The 16296-nt window shown below is 42.2% G+C and carries 22 protein-coding genes; 14 read left to right on the top strand and 8 right to left on the bottom strand.

The window, feature by feature from the left end; all coding sequences use genetic code 11:
* The first annotated feature begins 17 nt into the window (after window positions 1-17).
* The 5 genes from J9317_RS10920 to J9317_RS10900 all read left to right on the top strand — a co-directional run bounded on the left by J9317_RS10920 (window position 18) and on the right by J9317_RS10900 (window position 3048).
* Window positions 18-185: a hypothetical protein gene (locus tag J9317_RS10920; protein WP_211558519.1), complete on the top strand. Its 168-nt coding sequence runs from the start codon at window positions 18-20 to the stop codon at window positions 183-185.
* Window positions 186-187: 2 nt separating this feature from the next.
* On the top strand, window positions 188-940 hold the full coding sequence (locus J9317_RS10915; RefSeq protein ID WP_211558517.1) for a serine/threonine protein kinase: 753 nt from the start codon (window positions 188-190) through the stop codon (window positions 938-940).
* 13 nt (window positions 941-953) lie between these two features.
* The gene (locus tag J9317_RS10910; protein WP_211558515.1) at window positions 954-1724 is read left to right on the top strand and encodes a sporulation protein; all 771 of its coding nucleotides are present in this window, start codon (window positions 954-956) and stop codon (window positions 1722-1724) included.
* A gap of 324 nt (window positions 1725-2048) precedes the next feature.
* Window positions 2049-2663 carry a phosphatase PAP2 family protein gene (locus J9317_RS10905; RefSeq protein WP_211558513.1) on the top strand — a complete coding sequence of 205 codons (615 nt, stop codon included), beginning with the start codon at window positions 2049-2051 and terminating at the stop codon, window positions 2661-2663.
* A gap of 70 nt (window positions 2664-2733) precedes the next feature.
* Complete coding sequence (locus J9317_RS10900; protein ID WP_211558511.1) at window positions 2734-3048, top strand: YodL domain-containing protein; 315 nt, start codon at window positions 2734-2736, stop codon at window positions 3046-3048.
* Between the two features lie 41 nt (window positions 3049-3089).
* Here the strand turns inward: J9317_RS10900 and J9317_RS10895 are convergent, their stop codons facing one another.
* Together J9317_RS10895 and J9317_RS20830 are read right to left on the bottom strand one after the other, a co-directional pair.
* Entirely contained in the window at window positions 3090-3233 is a 144-nt protein-coding gene (locus tag J9317_RS10895; RefSeq protein WP_211558509.1) for a hypothetical protein, read from the bottom strand.
* Window positions 3234-3318: 85 nt separating this feature from the next.
* The gene (locus tag J9317_RS20830) at window positions 3319-3447 is read right to left on the bottom strand and encodes a hypothetical protein (RefSeq protein ID WP_284143272.1); all 129 of its coding nucleotides are present in this window, start codon (window positions 3445-3447) and stop codon (window positions 3319-3321) included.
* Between the two features lie 251 nt (window positions 3448-3698).
* Between J9317_RS20830 and deoD the strand changes: the two genes are divergently transcribed.
* The 3 genes from deoD (at window position 3699) to J9317_RS10880 (ending at window position 5842) form a co-directional block, all read left to right on the top strand.
* Window positions 3699-4403: a purine-nucleoside phosphorylase gene (gene deoD, locus J9317_RS10890; RefSeq protein ID WP_211558507.1), complete on the top strand. Its 705-nt coding sequence runs from the start codon at window positions 3699-3701 to the stop codon at window positions 4401-4403.
* 132 nt (window positions 4404-4535) lie between these two features.
* Window positions 4536-5318 carry a M15 family metallopeptidase gene (locus J9317_RS10885; protein WP_211558505.1) on the top strand — a complete coding sequence of 261 codons (783 nt, stop codon included), beginning with the start codon at window positions 4536-4538 and terminating at the stop codon, window positions 5316-5318.
* Between the two features lie 11 nt (window positions 5319-5329).
* A complete protein-coding gene (locus tag J9317_RS10880; protein ID WP_211558503.1) occupies window positions 5330-5842 on the top strand; it encodes a mismatch-specific DNA-glycosylase in 513 nt (170 codons plus the stop codon).
* 386 nt (window positions 5843-6228) lie between these two features.
* Here the strand turns inward: J9317_RS10880 and J9317_RS10875 are convergent, their stop codons facing one another.
* The 3 genes from J9317_RS10875 to J9317_RS10865 form a co-directional block, all read right to left on the bottom strand.
* Window positions 6229-6495, bottom strand: coding sequence for a hypothetical protein (locus J9317_RS10875; protein WP_211558501.1), 267 nt, complete (start codon window positions 6493-6495; stop codon window positions 6229-6231).
* 81 nt (window positions 6496-6576) lie between these two features.
* Entirely contained in the window at window positions 6577-7275 is a 699-nt protein-coding gene (locus tag J9317_RS10870) for a class I SAM-dependent methyltransferase (RefSeq protein WP_211558499.1), read from the bottom strand.
* A gap of 71 nt (window positions 7276-7346) precedes the next feature.
* Window positions 7347-7619 (bottom strand): hypothetical protein, encoded by a 273-nt coding sequence (locus J9317_RS10865; protein WP_211558497.1) that lies wholly within the window; start codon window positions 7617-7619, stop codon window positions 7347-7349.
* A 356-nt stretch (window positions 7620-7975) separates the two neighbouring features.
* On the opposite strand from J9317_RS10865, the gene J9317_RS10860 reads away from it, so the two are divergent.
* The 3 genes from J9317_RS10860 (at window position 7976) to J9317_RS10850 (ending at window position 11708) form a co-directional block, all read left to right on the top strand.
* A complete protein-coding gene (locus J9317_RS10860) occupies window positions 7976-9367 on the top strand; it encodes a S41 family peptidase (RefSeq protein ID WP_211558495.1) in 1392 nt (463 codons plus the stop codon).
* A 389-nt stretch (window positions 9368-9756) separates the two neighbouring features.
* The gene (wrbA, locus tag J9317_RS10855) at window positions 9757-10365 is read left to right on the top strand and encodes an NAD(P)H:quinone oxidoreductase (RefSeq protein ID WP_211558493.1); all 609 of its coding nucleotides are present in this window, start codon (window positions 9757-9759) and stop codon (window positions 10363-10365) included.
* Between the two features lie 239 nt (window positions 10366-10604).
* The gene (locus J9317_RS10850; protein WP_211558491.1) at window positions 10605-11708 is read left to right on the top strand and encodes a pyruvate kinase; all 1104 of its coding nucleotides are present in this window, start codon (window positions 10605-10607) and stop codon (window positions 11706-11708) included.
* A gap of 104 nt (window positions 11709-11812) precedes the next feature.
* On the opposite strand, the gene J9317_RS10845 is transcribed toward J9317_RS10850, so the two are convergent.
* From J9317_RS10845 to J9317_RS10835, 3 genes are all read right to left on the bottom strand, one after another.
* Window positions 11813-12589 carry a 3-hydroxybutyrate dehydrogenase gene (locus J9317_RS10845; protein ID WP_035406342.1) on the bottom strand — a complete coding sequence of 259 codons (777 nt, stop codon included), beginning with the start codon at window positions 12587-12589 and terminating at the stop codon, window positions 11813-11815.
* Between the two features lie 78 nt (window positions 12590-12667).
* On the bottom strand, window positions 12668-13954 hold the full coding sequence (locus tag J9317_RS10840) for a GntP family permease (RefSeq protein WP_211558489.1): 1287 nt from the start codon (window positions 13952-13954) through the stop codon (window positions 12668-12670).
* A gap of 119 nt (window positions 13955-14073) precedes the next feature.
* A complete protein-coding gene (locus J9317_RS10835) occupies window positions 14074-14697 on the bottom strand; it encodes a nitroreductase family protein (RefSeq protein WP_211558487.1) in 624 nt (207 codons plus the stop codon).
* Between the two features lie 150 nt (window positions 14698-14847).
* On the opposite strand from J9317_RS10835, the gene J9317_RS10830 reads away from it, so the two are divergent.
* Genes J9317_RS10830 through J9317_RS10820 form a run of 3 tightly spaced genes read left to right on the top strand, consistent with a single transcriptional unit; the run spans window position 14848 to window position 16286 of the window.
* Entirely contained in the window at window positions 14848-15153 is a 306-nt protein-coding gene (locus J9317_RS10830) for a winged helix-turn-helix transcriptional regulator (RefSeq protein ID WP_211558485.1), read from the top strand.
* 14 nt (window positions 15154-15167) lie between these two features.
* Window positions 15168-15908 carry an SDR family NAD(P)-dependent oxidoreductase gene (locus tag J9317_RS10825; RefSeq protein WP_211558483.1) on the top strand — a complete coding sequence of 247 codons (741 nt, stop codon included), beginning with the start codon at window positions 15168-15170 and terminating at the stop codon, window positions 15906-15908.
* Between the two features lie 15 nt (window positions 15909-15923).
* Window positions 15924-16286, top strand: coding sequence for a DUF2188 domain-containing protein (locus J9317_RS10820; RefSeq protein WP_211558481.1), 363 nt, complete (start codon window positions 15924-15926; stop codon window positions 16284-16286).
* Window positions 16287-16296 lie beyond the last annotated feature (10 nt).

The raw sequence follows: 16296 nt of genomic DNA, 5'->3' as shown, positions 1-16296 counted from the left end.
TAGAAAGGAGAATGATCATGTTAAAAAAAATATTAGATTCTCTTTTATCCAAAAATAACAAACATAAGCACGGTTCAAGCAGCGGATACAAACGAGGCAAATTCGGCCAGCATCCGTCCAAGCAAGGCCACCACTACTATAAGAAAAAGCACCGCTCAAGCGGCTCCCGTTCATACAGCAGCTGACGATGACCGGAAAGGGAAATGAGCTCAGTAAAGGGTTTGTGCTGAATGGTAAATATGAAATTATTTCAAAAGCCGGGGAGGGCGGCTACGGAATCGCCTATAAAGCGCAGCAAATAAAGGATGGCGGGACTGTGCTCATTAAGCAGGCTAGAAACAGAAGGCGCAAAACGAATCATTCCTTTGAAATGGAATCTTCTATTCTAAGCTCGATGGGAAATTTCCAGACCCCTCAGCTGTATGAGCAATTTATTGTGGACCGGCATATTTATCTTGCAATGGAATATAAAAATGGGCGGACCTTCGAAGAATTGATTTTTGATGAGGACGCTGTATATTCGGAGGCCGAGTCGATAGCAGTGTTAAAAAAAATCACGGCGGTTTTAGCCCCCATTCACGAGCGCGGAATTGTTCACAGGGATTTACGGATTCCGAATATTTTACTCGACGGCCGCGATATTCATATAATCGATTTTGGGCTGGCGAGAAACATTGGAGATAAACGGAAATTGTGTTTATCAAGAAAGAAAAAAAGATTTAGAGAGATCTCTTTCAAAAGTGATTTCTATTGCTTAGGGCACTTTCTTCTTTTCCTGCTTTATTCCGGCTTTTCTGCTAAAGAGGAGAAAGAAAAACCTTGGGAAGAGGAATTGGATATCACTCCTGAAACCCGGCATATCCTGCGGAGAATGCTCCAGCTTGATTTTCCGTATGAAAGGATAGATGAGCTTCAAAACGATTTACAAAATAAGAAGTAATGGAGGAGTCAGGATGTCTTTTTTTAATAAAGTATTTGCAAGCGTCGGAATTGGAGCTGCAAAAGTTGATACCCGTCTGCATGATGTAAACGTCAGAGCAGGGGAAGAGGTTCAGGGAATTGTGGCGATTAAAGGAGGCAAAACAGAACAAGAGATTGCGGAAATCTACCTTTCCGTCATGACAAATTACGTAAAGGAATCAGATGACAAAAAATACACTCAGACAGCAGTCATTTCAAAGGTGAAAATCAATGAACCGTTCGTCATCATGCCGGATGAACATAAAGAAATTCCATTCCGCTTTGTACTGCCATCAGATACTCCTGTTACATACGGCCAGTCGAAAATTTGGATTCACACAGGCCTGGAAATAAAAAATGCGGTCGATCCGAGTGACCAGGATGCCATCCATGTACACCCGGGTCCCCTGCAGCAGAAAATATTTGATGCCTTTGGAGAGCTTGGCTTCCAGTTAAGAAATGCAGAAAACGAAGCGGCTTCAGCAAGAATGAGAAGAAGGCTTCCATTCGTTCAGGAATTCGAATTTTACCCGACTCAAGGTTCATTCAGAGGCAAATTGGATGAGCTGGAAGTCGTTTTTTCCGATGTGACGGAAGAACGGGTTGAAATGGTACTTGAAATTGACAGGAGAGCAAGAGGGCTGTCCGGACTGTTTTCCGAAATGCTTGAGACGGATGAAACAGCTGTGAGAGTGACGGTAACAAAACATGATCTTCCTCAGCTGGCTAATATTCTGACACAAACGATCCAGCGTTTCAGCTAAATGAGAGTCAAGACTGTCTAAAATACCTGCTTAGAGTATTATAAAAACCCGGAATCGCTGTCAGAATTGGCAGGGCATTTCCGGGTTTTTGTTTTCCGCTGCTTGATAATGATTGGTTTTTCACTATTCGCTCTGACAATATTGGGTTGCACAGAATGAAGCGAGCATTCAGCGGAAAACTGCTTTTTGGACAGCCCCTAATACATTGTCTAATGCCTATATGTCTGTTTTGCCGCTCATACGGCAAAGCTGGCTTTTTTGTTTTACCGATGCAAAAATGTGGGTATCGTAATGGAATAATGACATATGAAAGGTCGCTTGCTCATGAAAGACATCAGGAATACTGCAATTTTGCTCATTATCTTTATTCTGCTCGCCGTTATTTATGACTCGAGCTGGTATACACCTGCCGATCAATGGATGGTCAAATTTTTTGAACTAAACCGTGCATCATTATACACGGATTATTTTATTTTCTTTACCGAATTTGGTTCAGGGAAAACCATATTTCCATTATTGATCGTCCTTTCTATCGTCCTCGCCTATAAAAAGCGGGCTTTAGAAGCGATGTTTTTATTTTTGTGCTTTATCGGTTCAAGATTGTTTAACTGGCTTCTTAAAAACGGATTTGACAGGGAAAGACCATCCTTCAATCCTTTAATGGAAGAAAATACTTACAGCTTCCCAAGCGGCCACGCTATGAATTCAGCGGCCATCTTTGCATTTTCAGGTTATCTCCTTATTCGGTTCTTTCCGAGGTACCGCTTCCTAATTGTCACAGCGATGATTTTCTTTGTCGTAAGTATTTCGATAAGCAGGGTGTACATCGGAGTTCATTATGTATCAGATATCTCAGCAGGTATTTGTGCAGGACTGATTTGGTTTTTAGTAGTGAAAAGATTATATGAACGCGCAATCCTTAATTTTCGACAAAAATAGTTTGTTTTTGATGAAGGACTTTCGACATCTAATCGCTAATTAGTAGTGAAAATGATGCGGAGGGATTCAGATGAAAGATCAGCTGCTTATGATAAAGAGAAAACTGCGCATGATGGACATATCTATTTTTCAGACTCAGGCGGCAGGTGATGTAAAAGGATATAGGAGGGTTTACAGCTATCGAGCTGAGGCGAAGGATCATATGGATGCTTTGGAGAAAACCTTTAAGATGTTTAATGTCCAGGATACGGTCCCTGCTGATTATAACGCCAGGTTTATTCAAACAGGAGATATTCTGTTTATAGATGAAGGCAGAAAGGGACAGGAATATTATAGGCTTCATTCCGGAGGATGGAAAAGGATCAACCGGATCCATGTTAGATAAAAAAGACAAGCAGCGCATGTTTCATTCGCTGCTTGTGCACATTATAGATGATGGCCAGGGCCGTTTTCCCTGTTTTGTGCCGACTGTTCTTTTCCGTGTGCTGATTCTTCCGCTTCGATAGCGGATTCCGGAATATGATTGTTTTTCTTCGGTGCGTTTACGCGGTTTCTGTGTTTTTTACCCATTAGTCTACCTCCAAATAAAGGGGATATGGTAATGCTTCTCGCGATTATATGCATACTTGGCGCCATTTCAACGCTTTCAGCCCTTTTAGTGAAAAAGGAACTCGAAAAACTGTTCTATAAAGGCAGTAGCCAGTTCTTTTTCCATCTGCTGAACCTTTACTTCGTTAGTATGCTCATTAGCTTCTCCGAAATTGTCTTCTTTCGGAAGTTTCATGATTTTAACGGATTCTCCATGTATTTCTTTGAGATAATTAAGATTTCAATGATTTACCTTCCATTTTATTTTCTCTCTGTCTGGATCTTCGAGAAATATATAAAAAGCATGAAAAAGTACATTGTAAGAGGAAATGTCCTTGTCATAAAGCCTAAATACCTTTCGCGAAAACAGCTTCCATAGTTCGCTTAATCAAAGTACAATGTGGATATAGCAGAATATGCTACAGTTGGAATAGAGGAGGATTTTACATGAGCGTACATATAGGAGCAAAAGAAGGACAAATTGCAGAAACGATCCTGCTACCGGGCGATCCGCTTCGGGCTAAATACATTGCAGAAACATTCCTTGAGAATCCGGAATGCTACAATGAAGTCCGCGGCATGCTTGGGTTCACGGGTACTTATAAAGGAGAACGGATTTCAGTTCAGGGAACAGGAATGGGAGTCCCTTCGATATCGATTTATGTCAATGAATTGATTTCAAGCTATAACGTGCAGCAGCTCATTCGTGTGGGTACATGCGGCGCCATTCAAAAGGACGTAAAAGTGAGAGATGTAATCCTCGCAATGAGTGCATCTACTGATTCACAAATGAACCGGATCACGTTTGGCGGAGTGGATTATGCGCCAACTGCAGACTTTGAGCTGCTGAAGAGAGCATATGATGCAGGAATGGCCAAAGGACTTAAGCTTCGCGCTGGAAATGTATTTACAGCAGATATGTTCTACAATGAAAATGCCGAATTGGAAAAATGGGCGAGATACGGAATACTGGCAGTGGAGATGGAATCCTCAGCACTTTATACGATTGCTGCTAAATTCGGACGGAAAGCTCTATCTGTTCTAACCGTAAGCGACCATATTATAACAGGTGAGGAAACGACATCTGAAGAGCGTCAAACTACGTTCAATGAAATGATTGAAGTAGCCTTGGAGGCTGCTATTCAAAAATAGAAACGAGTGAAGGTGCCCTCACAAGGGGCATCTTTTTATTTGGCAAATATAGTTTTTTTCTTTTTTGGCAATAATGATACAATGGACTTTGCTGAAAACAGAAACTTTACGAATCTAGGGTGGTAGTAAGACATGAAAAAAAGGCTCGCCTATGCAATTGTACCGCTGGTTATTTTCTCAGGTGCATGCACATTTCCGATGGCAGATAACAAACAGGCTGAAAAAGTGGAACAACCTTCTTCAAATACCAAAAGCCAGACCTCTGATGAAATGGTACTCGAAGGAAAATATTTTAATGCGATTGAAGCAGTGAATGGGAAAAAAGTGATTTCTAATCCTGACAATCTTCTCGTTTTAGTAAATAAGCACAACACTCTTCCCGGACATTATGAACCTAAGGATTTGACTGTCCCTAATGTGCCGTTTTCGTTCGGTGATGCTGACATTCCCCAGAAATATGTGAGAGAACCCGCTGCCAGGGCTCTTGAATCGCTGTTCAAGGGCGCAAAGGACAGTAATTTGGAATTATTTGCGGTTTCCGGATACCGCTCCTATGAAAGACAGGAGAATATTTTAAACCAGGAAATTGCAGCTAAAGGAGAAGAGAAAGCGGAAGAAGCTGTTGCTTTCCCTGGTCAAAGCGAGCATCAAACAGGTCTTGCAATGGATATATCCAGCAAAAGTGTAAATATGGAGCTCGTGAAGGAATTTGGAGATACCCCTGAAGGAAAATGGGTCAAGGAGAATGCTTATAAGTACGGGTTTGTCGTTCGATACTTGAATGATAAAGTTGCCGTTACTGAATATAAATTCGAACCGTGGCATTTGCGATACGTTGGGAAGAAAACGGCAAAAACCCTTCATGACAAAAACCTGACGCTTGAGGAATACTTTGAACAAGTTAAAAAAATATAGCAGGTGAAAAGATGGATAGACCGATGGATTTGCTGGACTGCGGCTTGACGATTCTTTTTACAGGATTTAACCCCAGTATTCAATCGGGTTTGACCGGACATCATTATGCCAATCGGACAAACCGCTTCTGGAAAATTCTTTTTGAAGCAGGCCTTACTGACAGGATCTATCAGCCGGAAGAGGATCATACTCTTTTAAAAAAAGGATTCGGGTTTACCAACATTGTACACAGGCCCACAAAAAATGCGATGGAGATTACGAAGCAGGAATATGCAGAAGGCAGGCTGGAATTGATGGAGAAAATAAAAACCTATCAGCCTGGCATTGTATGTTTTGTGGGAAAAGGTGTTTATCTTCAGTACAGAAGAGCGAAAAAAGCTCCATGGGGATTCCAAAAAGATCCGCTAATCAGCGGAGTAAAGGAATTTGCTGCACCTTCTTCAAGTGGACTTGTACGGATGAAGACCGAAGAAATTGTATCCATTTACAAAGTGATGAACGAGTATATTAAAAAAAGGGACTGAATTCAGTCTCTTTTTTTATTAGGCTCTATTAAACTTAGTTGTTGATTTCCGTTGCAGGCGATCGCTTTGCTCGGGGCGGGCTGCTTGAGCCTCCTCGCCGCTTTGCGCCTGCGGGGTCTCACCTGTCCCGCTGCTCCCGCAGGAGTCTCGCGCCTTCCACTCCAATCAACAGGTGTTAAAAATCAACATTAGACTTTAACAGAGCCTTTTATTAAAGCTCTATTAAATTTGGCTGTTGACTTCCGCTCCAATCAACAAGTGTGTTAAAAACAACATTATTCTGCTTTAACATAGCCTTTATTTAATGGCAGCTTATTGATCTAAAATGCAGTTTTTTCAATGGTTATAATACAAAAAAAGCAGGTCCTTTCAATGAAACTATTCAATTAAAAGAACAGCAGACTGCCGACTGCAAAACCAGTAATAAATCCTAATCCGATGCCGTAAGCAGGGAAATATGAATTATATCCATAGCCTCTGCCATAGTAGCCCATTCCGAATGCTCCGCGAGGACGCGGCCCATTTGGCTGAATGAATACTCTGCTGCGTGTCACATTGACGATTCTTCCTGTGTGGACATTTCCGAAACGGTCGGTGATTCGAACATTCTTGCCGTGGTGCTGACAGCACATATTATAATAGTTTTGACTCATTGGGATCCCTCCATTATTAGTCCTTACCTTGTACCGTATGAATGGAGGGGGGCAATAGTTTGTACGAATATCACGGTTGTATTATTTATTTGCTAAAAACACCCGGTAACCCAGGCAGTGAACGTATTTTTGCAGCATCTCCTGATGTCTGCTGAGTACCTCAAATGTGGCAGGTTCTATTTTATCATCCATATCCACATCATGATCAGGATCTTCTTCATCAAATGAGAAATCTTTTCCTGTCATGCTCCGGATGTTTTTAAATCCGCTAATTTCAAACTGCTTTATCCACTCATCCTCCGTTTGAAGAGCTTGAAATCCATAAAAGCCGGTTATTTCTTTAAAAGAGACTGGATCGGCGGGCTGTTCAAGCGTGACTTCCACGGCAGCCAGAACGCCTCCGTCTGTTAAGATACGATGGCATTCATTTAATGAAGACTTCAAATTTGTAAAGGATAAAACGGATTCGCAAAACACTGCATCGAACGTGCCGCTCTCAAAGGGCATCAGTTCAAGACTGCCATGAACGATAGAAACGGAATCGTCTGACAGTCTGTTTTTGGCTTTTCGGACCATTCGCTGATCAGCATCCATCCCTGCAGCCTCATATCCTAATCCGGCTAGGTAGGAGAGAGTCTGCCCCGTTCCGCACCCGGCGTCCAAAATACGGCAGGGAAAGGGAAGGTTTATTTCAGTAAGAAACTGTTTGGTAAGCTGCAGGCCGCCTGGATGAGCTCCGGCGATGCCCAGTGACGAAATCATATTTAAATAGTCCGGCAATTTGAGATCTCCTTTGCATGTAAGAATCAATTTCTATATTCTTACCATATGCAATGGGGGAGACAGATGCCTTAGCAGCTCCTGAATAAGGAATATTGGGCGAGCATCATGTTAAGTTTTGATTTAATCAGAGCTGACAGCTCAGACCGGCATATCGTCTGAAGGGTTTTGCTTATATTCAGTGATTTAATAAAATAATCGATTTGATTCTGGACATAGCTTAAAACCTGATTTTCGTAAAAGAGGATTTTCCGTTGTATTTTCTCATTCACTTCATTTAATAATGAAAATGAGAAGCTGATCATTTTTCTGTCCGTATCCATCATGAAGTCATTTAGAAGCATGATGAGCGCCTCCTTTTTATCTTTGTAATAGGCTGTTTTCTATAACATTATTTATTTTTGACAAACAGCTTGAAGCAGCTAATTACGGCTCCAGGCTGCTCGCTTTGCCCGGGGCTGGCGATGAGCCTCTATCAGCCAGCCTTATCTGCACCGTTATTAATCAGTCTGGAAAGCAACAATCTTTTATAATTAAGCTTTGTAATAAAATTTACACAAAATTTACAAAGAAGTCATGAAAATAGTGTCGAAACATTTTAAAAATTTTTTTTATGAACATAAACCATTTCTATTTGCTGTTTAGTTGACGTTTTTACGGGACTCGGACATAATAAAATTCATAATGAGGTGATGATGAATTGAACAAAAATGTAAAGCTGTTATTAATTATTATTTTAACAGCCGTTATAAGCTCAGGGTTGACTCTGACTCTTGCCAAACCAGAGACAATCGTTCAAGAAAAAGAAGTGCAGCAAAATCCGGATTTTGCAAAATTAGTGGATACATATGAAAAATTGGAACAAAAATATTATCAGAAAACAGATAAGGAAAAAATGGTTGACGGAGCAATCAACGGAATGGTGGAATCTCTCGGTGATCCTTACAGCGCTTATATGAATGCGGAAGATTCGAAGAGTTTTAATGAAACTATTTCATCTTCCTTTGAAGGAATCGGAGCAGAACTTCAGGAAATTGATGGACAAGTCATGATTGTTTCCCCAATCAAAGGGTCTCCTGCTGAAAAAGCAGGATTAAAGCCGAAAGATAAGATTATCAAAGTTAACGGAAAAAGTGTAAAGGGAAAGACCGTAAATGATACGGTCGCCTTAATCAGAGGAGAAAAGGGAACGCCCGTTAAACTCGGAATCGAACGCGGCGGCTCACAGCAGCTTGAGTTTTCCATTACAAGAGATGAGATCCCGATTGAAACTGTTTATACAAATGTTACCGATGACAATATAGGCCGCATACAAGTGACCACTTTTTCAGAAAAAACAGCTGCTGACTTCAGCAAAGCTGTAAAGAATCTTGAAGAAAAAGAAGTAAAAGGGATTGTAATCGACCTCCGTCAAAACCCAGGCGGTTTGATGGACGAGGCTATCAAGATGAGCGAGATGTTTATCCCGGAAGGAAAAAACATTCTGCAGGTTGAAAATAAAGACGGCTCCAGAGAAGCTTACCGCTCAGAAAATAAAGATCCCGTTACCATTCCTTCTGCCGTAGTAGTGGATGAAGGAACGGCAAGCGCCGGTGAAATTATGGCAGCTGCCCTTAATGAATCAGCCGATATACCGCTTTTCGGTGAAAAAACATTTGGAAAAGGGACGATACAGACGGCAGAACAATACAAGGATGGGTCATCCATTAAATTTACCATTGCAAAATGGCTCACACCGGGAGGGACATGGGTTCATAAAAAAGGAATTGAACCAGGAGAAAAGGTTTCTCTTCCCTCTTATGCAAAACTGCCTTATTTAGACCCTTCCAAGCCGTTGAAACCAGGCGATGCATCCAAAGAAGTGAAAACCGCACAAGCCTTCTTAAACGCTCTTGGATATAGAACAGAAGAAAACGGATTGTTTGATCCTAAGATGAAAGAAGCCGTTATGAACTATCAAAAAGATCATGATCTTAAACAAACCGGAATCATTGAAAAGGATACGGCCATATCCATGCTGACTTCTTTGCAGGAGCTGGTTAAGAAAAATGATACGCAAATGAACAAAGCAATCGAGGCTTTAAAGAAATAAAGGAATGAGCCTGTTTATAAAGCCTTCCATAATGCAATAATATGAAAACCCGGAAACGCATGAGCGTTTTCGGGTTTTTGTTTTCTATTTTTTAACATTGTGCTTTATCCATAATTGGCAAGTATGATTAGAGCGAAAGATGCGCGACTCCTGTGGGAGCAGAAGGATAGGTGAGACCCCTCAGGCACTTGCGCCTAGGAGGCTCACCTGTCCGCCCCACTGCAGCTTGAGCAATCTGCCCAAACCAATCCTAGTTTCCGGACCCGCCTTTTTTACATATTTTCAAGTTATCATTTGACGCATAGAGCGCTTCAGCCGTATAATTTATTTGAAACTGAGATGTTTGACGCTGAAGCAGTTGCTTACTACCATTAAAAGGAGAGATTCAAATGTCCAATGTAAACGTTGCGGTTATTTATTACAGTTCCACTGGTACAAATTATCAGCTGGCTAAATGGGCAGAAGAGGGAGCTAAATCGTTCGGTGCAGAAGTAAAGGTACTGAAAGTGAAAGAACTTGCGCCTAAGGAAGCAATTGAATCAAATCCGGCATGGAAAGCACACCTTGAAGAAACAGCAAATGTACCTGAAGCTTCACTTGCAGACCTGGAGTGGGCAGATGCCATCATTTTCAGTGTACCGACACGCTTTGGAAACGTTCCGTCTCAGATGAAGCAGTATTTGGACACTACAGGCGGATTATGGTTCCAGGGGAAGCTTGCCAATAAAGTAGTCAGCGCCATGTCTTCAGCAAGCAACCCTCATGGAGGCCAGGAGCAAACCATTTTAAGCTTGTATGCAACTATGTATCACTGGGGAGCAATCGTAGCAGCACCAGGCTATACCGACCAATCTGCATTCACATCCGGAGGAAATCCATACGGAAACAGTGTGACAGTCGGACAGGACGGCAGCATACAGGAAGATGTTCAGGAAGCTGTCAAACATCAGGCCAGACGTACGGCAATGATCGCAGCAGCGGTCAAAAACGGAATATGATATAAGATGCGGGGGGTCTTTCATAGACCCCTATTCATTTCCATCACCCTCCAGCATACAATGGAATTATGAAAATGAGGGCAGATGGAGTGAAGATGGTGGAAAATAATCAGGTCGAAAAAGATCGCCTATATAGTTTAAAGTCCATGCAAGCCTACTTAAAAAACAGATCTTCCAGACGGGGCGAATTGACGATCCCTGCACACACACAGAGCGGTGCTTCCTTAGAAGATGAGAAGATGAGTAAGAAATTAACCGAAAAGAGGATTCTATCCCTTTTAAACAAGAGCGGCCATTCGATTATGGTAACCATGGATAAAAGCCTGCAGGAAGCAGAAATCGCAGGTCTTCTGGAAAGCGGAATGGACATTGCACGGGTTAATTGCGGTCATGACGGTGTAAAGGAATGGAAGGAAATTATTGAAAGAGTAAAGAGAGCCACCGAAATGACTCATCTTCCCTGCAGAATCTATATGGATTTAAGCGGACCTAAAATACGGATAACCAAACTCCCAAATAACCTATCGACCGTCAAAATGCAGTCCGGCGAGGCGATTCGTATCTCTTTAACTGAATCAGAGAAGATGAGTGGAATGTTCTCTACCAATATGCCAAAAGCCTTCCGCAATGCAAGAAAAGGGGATCGTCTCTTAATAAATGATGGGAAGATACAAGGCATCATTGTTTACAAGACGGAGGAGATCATCGTTGCAAACGTCCATCATTACTTGAAAAAAAGTGTTTCCATTAAGATGAATGATGGAATCAATCTCCCGGATTCATTATCCTTTCTCCTCCTTCCCGCCATGTCTGAAAAGGATATAAACGAGAGTGCGTTCATTTTTCGCCACGCGGATATTGTAGGTCTTTCCTTTGTACATACGAAAGAGGATCTGCAGTTTTTAAAAAATTTAATGCTTGAAAAAGCAGGTAAAATCCTGCCGATTACAGCGAAAATCGAAACGGAATATGCAGTTAAAAATCTTCCTTCCATTATTTCAGAGGGGCTTAAGCACGAAGGTTTCGGGGTGATGGCTGCAAGAGGGGATCTTGCTGTGGAAGCAGGGTTTGAAAAGCTTGGACGGCTGCAGGATGATGTGATGAGTGTTTGCTTTCATTCACAGACACCGCTCATTTATGCAACAGAAGTATTGGCGTCGCTTGCAAAAAACGGAATGGCAAGCCGCCCTGAAATCGTTGATGCCCATCGGTCCTATAAAGCTGCGTGTACGATGCTGAATAAAGGCCTTTATATCGAAAATGCCGTCACCATGCTGAAAGAAATAGGGGAAGACCGAAAAGAAAGTCTGGAGTTTATTGAGGCTCATCCTTTTGAGGAATGAGATAGATCCGAAAGTAAATCTTCTCTCTCAGGCCGCAGCCGCGGCAGTGAAAATAAAAGAAGACCTTTGCATGATTTCGCAAAGGTCTTCTTTTTTAAACGTTTTTATTGAGCTGTGTAGCCGCCATCCAGTACAACAGCTTGTCCTGTTACTCCGCGAGCTTTGTCGCTGGAAAGGAAGATTGCATAATCAGCAATTTCTTCAACACTGAGCAAACGTTTTTGCGGTACTAGAGGGTAGATAACTTCTTCCAGAACTTTTTCAAGAGGAACATTCCGTGTTTTAGCCAAGTCCTGCATTTGACCGCGCACAAGCGGAGTGTCAACATACCCCGGGCAAAGAGCATTAACCGTGATGCCTTGTTCTGCACCTTCAAGAGCTGCAACCTTGGTTAAACCGATTACGCCGTGTTTTGCACTATTGTAAGCGGCTTTACCTGCGAATCCAATGAGCCCATTGATGGAAGACATATTTATGATGCGTCCGAAGCCTTGTTTTTTCATGTGAGGGAATACATGTTTAATGGCCATGAATGGAGCGGTCAGCATGATTTTAACAAGAAGCTCGTAACGCTGGGTTGAGAATTCTTCGATTGGTGATACGTGCTGCATTCCTGCATTATTAATTAGGATATCCAGTCTGCCGAAGTGGGAAATGGTCTCGTCAATTGCATTTTTCAATTCCTCTTCGTTCGTTACATCACATTTAAGGCCAAGCGTTTGCTGTCCATTTTGTGCGAGGGTTTCTGCTGCTTTTTTAACGCCTTCTTCATTAAGGTCCGTCAAAACGACTTTAGCGCCTTCTGCAGCAAATTTTTCCCCGATTTCATACCCAATTCCTTGTGCGGCTCCAGTAATAAAAACAACTTTATTTTCAACCATGTTTTATTTCTCCTTCCGTTACTTAAAAATTTATTTAAAATTAGAGAGTTTTGTTTGAAAGCTCCTAATTTCAGACGATTAGTAAATGCCTGCAGATGCAAGCAGAATGGAAACAATCAAAGCGATAATAGGGATGATCAGTCCCACAACGGCAACATCCATATAGGATTCTTTATGCTTAAGTCCAGTAACCGTAAGCAGTGTCAACAGTGCTCCGTTGTGGGGCAGAATGGAAGCCCCGGAAGCGACGGCTGCAATGCGGTGAAATGCCTCAGGTGCAATGCCTGTTGATTGTGAAAGCTGGTAATATTGATCACCTAGTGCCTGGAGGGCAATTCCCATTCCTCCGGAAGCGGAACCCGTAATGCTGGCCAGCAGCTCCACAGCAATTGCTTCTGAGATGAGCGGGTTTCCTCCAAACCCCATAATCATATCTGTGATATGTGAAAAACTAGGGACTGCTGTCACAACTGCTCCAAATCCAACAGCAGCACTTGTATTAATTATGGCCATGACAGAACCGGATGCTCCGCCGTTAATAGCACTAATAAACAACTTAACCTTTTTCAGGCTCAATAGCATAATGATGATGATACCAATTAAAAGAGAAGGTAATATATCAAGTTTTATGACATTTAATGAAAGAACGACCGCAACGAGCGGAATGATGGACATGTATGGATTAGGCAGATTGGAAGGGTCTACTTCCTTCACCTCACTGCCGCCTTTAGGCTCCGTGTATCCTTCTCCTCTTGCCTGCAGCTTTTTACCGCGCCAGGCGAGATAGAAATATCCTCCGACTGCCATAATGAGTCCTGCGGCAATCCCTGTAACCGGTCCGGCTAAAGGGGTCGTCTTAAAGTATTCGGTAGGAATGATATTCTGAATTTGCGGTGTTCCCGGGATAGCTGTCATCGTAAAAGTAAATGCACCCAAAACGAGTGTAGCAGGGATCAGCTTCCTAGGAAGGTCTGCCGCTTTAAATAATGCAACCGTTAACGGGTAGAGTGCAAACACCACAACAAAAAGACTAACTCCTCCATACGTTAAGACAGCTGCACCGATCAGTACTCCGAGTATGGCTCTTTTTTTGCCGATAAAATCGGTGATTTTATAAGCTACAGCCTGAGCCATACCTGTTTCTTCCATTAATTTACCGAATATTGCACCAAGCAGGAAGACAGGGAACCATTTCTTTGTAAAGCCTACAAAGCCCTCCATATAGGTTTCGGTATAGGCAGGCAATAAATCCAGCCCTTCAATCCCTGCGACAAGCAAAGATATGAGCGGTGCTATCCAAATGATGGACCAGCCAAAGTAGGCAAGCACCATCAGCAGAATTAAACCGAGTATGATACTAAACATAAGCACTATCTCCTTGTTCCAATATAAGTATACTGTTCCTCAAATCCGTCAAAAGTATTGAAAAAACGAAAAAAAGAACAAAAACAAAACGAAAAGCGGGGGGATGCCCGCTTTTCAGGTTAGAGCCAGACGGATAATTGATCAAGGTTGATTCTGTCACTTTTATGAGCAGGTTTTGCCGCTTTTCCGATGGAAATCAGCATAACCGGTACATATCTTTCTGATACTTTGAATTCTTTGATTAGTTCTTCTCCGTTGAAACCGCCGATGGCACATGTGTCGAAACCCTTAGCTTTTGCAGCAAGCATAAGCTGCATAGCTGCTAGAGAAGCGTTGCTGTAAGCGGCATCACGGGCATATACAGGGTTAGTATAAGCACCATTGATTTGGCCTGCAAGCGTTTCCTTAATTTCTTTGGACATATAACCGGCATCTACAAGCGGATTGTATACCTGGTCTGTGTTTTTGTTTGCTTCCAAGTCGCCTAAAATCGCGACAACTGCTGAAGATTCAACAATTTGATTTTGGCTGTATGCGATTGGCAGAAGGCGTTCTTTTGATTCTGCGCTATGGAATACTAAAAAGTTCCAGTGCTGCAGGTTCCACGCTGATGGAGCTTTAACAGCAGATTCCAGGATGTCAGTTAAATCTTCTTTTGATATGGATTCAGATTTGTCATAATGACGGACGGATGTGCGTTCACCCATAAGTGTCAGCAAATCATCTGCAATGGTTGTTGCCATGGTGTAGCCTCCTTTTGTAAAATGATGGATTGTCGTTTATAATGGACAAAAAGTAACACACTCACTTATTGTAAGTTTGTCGAACGTTGTCTATCATAAAACGATGTTCAAACAATTGTCAAGAATGAGGCTTGAAAAGGTGGCGATGTTATGAAATTTCCAAATTGTCCGCATGTTGAATTTGCTTTTAAGCTGCTTGGGAAACGATGGAACGGAATGATTGTCCACGTTTTAATAGACGGGCCGAAGCGTTTTAAAGATCTCTCTGAAATCATTCCTAGTATTAGCCAAAAGATGCTTGCTGAACGATTAAAAGAATTGGAAGCCGCTGATATGATTGAGCGGATTGTATATCCTGAAACTCCTGTAAAAGTGATTTATAAGTTGACCGAAAAGGGTATGGCATTAGAGAACGTAATGAAGGAAGTTCAAATATGGGGCAATCGTTATTGCTAGGAGGTCACTCAACTATGGATGCAAAAACAGTTATTGTAACCGGAGCATCAAACGGGATTGGAGAAGGGGTTGCACGAGCATACTGCAAAGAGGGATTTAATGTTGTATTAGCTGATTATGATTCCGAAAAGGGGAAAAAGCTGGAAGCGGATTTACTAAAGCAAAACGACAACGTATTATTTTTAAAAACAGATGTCAGGAATCCTGAGGATATCATTGGCTGTGTGGAAGAGACGGTGCGAACATTCGGCAAAATTGATGTTTTGATTAATAATGCAGGCGCAGTCGCGTTCGAGAATCCCCTTGAACTTTCCGTGGATGAGTGGGATAACATTCTTTCCACAAACCTGCGAAGCGTATTTTTATTTTCAAGAGAGGCAGCTAAGCATATGAAGGACCGAACCGGGGGTTCCATAGTCAATATAGCTTCAACAAGATCACAAATGTCAGAGCCTCATTCAGAGGCATATGCAGCATCCAAAGGTGGAATCGTTGCTTTGACCCATGCCCTGGCTGCTTCGTTTGCGGACTATTCCATCACAGTAAATGCTATATCACCAGGCTGGATTCACACAGGTAATTTAGAAGATCTTAGAGAAGTTGATCATTCCCAGCATCTCTCAGGAAGAGTGGGTGAACCTTCTGACATAGCAGGTGCCTGTCTTTACCTCACTCAAGCTTCAAACAGCTTTGTAAATGGTGTGAACCTTGTCATAGATGGCGGAATGACACGCAAGATGATTTACGAACATTAAGGAGGCAAAATAATCATGCCGTGGAGCAAACAGGACTATCCGGATTCGATGAAAAACCTTCCTGACAAAACCAGGGAAAAGGCCATCGGAATTGCCAACGCCCTGCTGGAGGAGGATTACGAAGAAGGCAGAGCGATCGCTATTGCAACTTCTCAGGCGGAAAAATGGGCAGACGGCAGAGAAGAGCCTGGCCAAACATATAAACTCCACAAAAGAGAAGAAAAATGGGTTCTTGAGAAGGAAGATAGCAAAAGGGCAAGCTTCACTTTTGATACAAAAGCAGATGCCATAAAAAAAGCAAGAGAGCTGGTTCAAAATCAACATGCTTCCATTACAGTATACAAAGAGGATGGATCCCGGGATCAAACAATTAATTAATCTCCTTGAT

This window comes from Metabacillus flavus, assembly GCF_018283675.1.
Classification (GTDB): domain Bacteria; phylum Bacillota; class Bacilli; order Bacillales; family Bacillaceae; genus Metabacillus_B; species Metabacillus_B flavus.
The sequence above is the reverse complement of the archived record's forward strand: the minus strand, read 5'-3'. Positions and strand labels throughout refer to the sequence as shown.

Bases quoted from the DNA above. Each gene is read 5' to 3' on its own strand.
- J9317_RS10835 (WP_211558487.1), bottom strand. From the start codon at position 14,697: ATGGCAACAACCATTGCAGATGATTTGCTGACACTTATGGGTGAACGC.
- J9317_RS10920 (WP_211558519.1), top strand. From the start codon at position 18: ATGTTAAAAAAAATATTAGATTCTCTTTTATCCAAAAATAACAAACAT.
- J9317_RS10905 (WP_211558513.1), top strand. From the start codon at position 2,049: ATGAAAGACATCAGGAATACTGCAATTTTGCTCATTATCTTTATTCTG.
- J9317_RS10830 (WP_211558485.1), top strand. From the start codon at position 14,848: ATGAAATTTCCAAATTGTCCGCATGTTGAATTTGCTTTTAAGCTGCTT.
- J9317_RS10875 (WP_211558501.1), bottom strand. From the start codon at position 6,495: ATGAGTCAAAACTATTATAATATGTGCTGTCAGCACCACGGCAAGAAT.
- J9317_RS10865 (WP_211558497.1), bottom strand. From the start codon at position 7,619: ATGCTTCTAAATGACTTCATGATGGATACGGACAGAAAAATGATCAGC.
- J9317_RS10895 (WP_211558509.1), bottom strand. From the start codon at position 3,233: ATGGGTAAAAAACACAGAAACCGCGTAAACGCACCGAAGAAAAACAAT.
- J9317_RS10915 (WP_211558517.1), top strand. From the start codon at position 188: ATGACCGGAAAGGGAAATGAGCTCAGTAAAGGGTTTGTGCTGAATGGT.
- J9317_RS10820 (WP_211558481.1), top strand. From the start codon at position 15,924: ATGCCGTGGAGCAAACAGGACTATCCGGATTCGATGAAAAACCTTCCT.
- J9317_RS10845 (WP_035406342.1), bottom strand. From the start codon at position 12,589: ATGGTTGAAAATAAAGTTGTTTTTATTACTGGAGCCGCACAAGGAATT.
- wrbA (WP_211558493.1), top strand. From the start codon at position 9,757: ATGTCCAATGTAAACGTTGCGGTTATTTATTACAGTTCCACTGGTACA.
- deoD (WP_211558507.1), top strand. From the start codon at position 3,699: ATGAGCGTACATATAGGAGCAAAAGAAGGACAAATTGCAGAAACGATC.
- J9317_RS10825 (WP_211558483.1), top strand. From the start codon at position 15,168: ATGGATGCAAAAACAGTTATTGTAACCGGAGCATCAAACGGGATTGGA.
- J9317_RS10910 (WP_211558515.1), top strand. From the start codon at position 954: ATGTCTTTTTTTAATAAAGTATTTGCAAGCGTCGGAATTGGAGCTGCA.
- J9317_RS20830 (WP_284143272.1), bottom strand. From the start codon at position 3,447: ATGAAACTTCCGAAAGAAGACAATTTCGGAGAAGCTAATGAGCATACT.
- J9317_RS10885 (WP_211558505.1), top strand. From the start codon at position 4,536: ATGAAAAAAAGGCTCGCCTATGCAATTGTACCGCTGGTTATTTTCTCA.
- J9317_RS10880 (WP_211558503.1), top strand. From the start codon at position 5,330: ATGGATAGACCGATGGATTTGCTGGACTGCGGCTTGACGATTCTTTTT.
- J9317_RS10840 (WP_211558489.1), bottom strand. From the start codon at position 13,954: ATGTTTAGTATCATACTCGGTTTAATTCTGCTGATGGTGCTTGCCTAC.
- J9317_RS10850 (WP_211558491.1), top strand. From the start codon at position 10,605: ATGAGTAAGAAATTAACCGAAAAGAGGATTCTATCCCTTTTAAACAAG.
- J9317_RS10900 (WP_211558511.1), top strand. From the start codon at position 2,734: ATGAAAGATCAGCTGCTTATGATAAAGAGAAAACTGCGCATGATGGAC.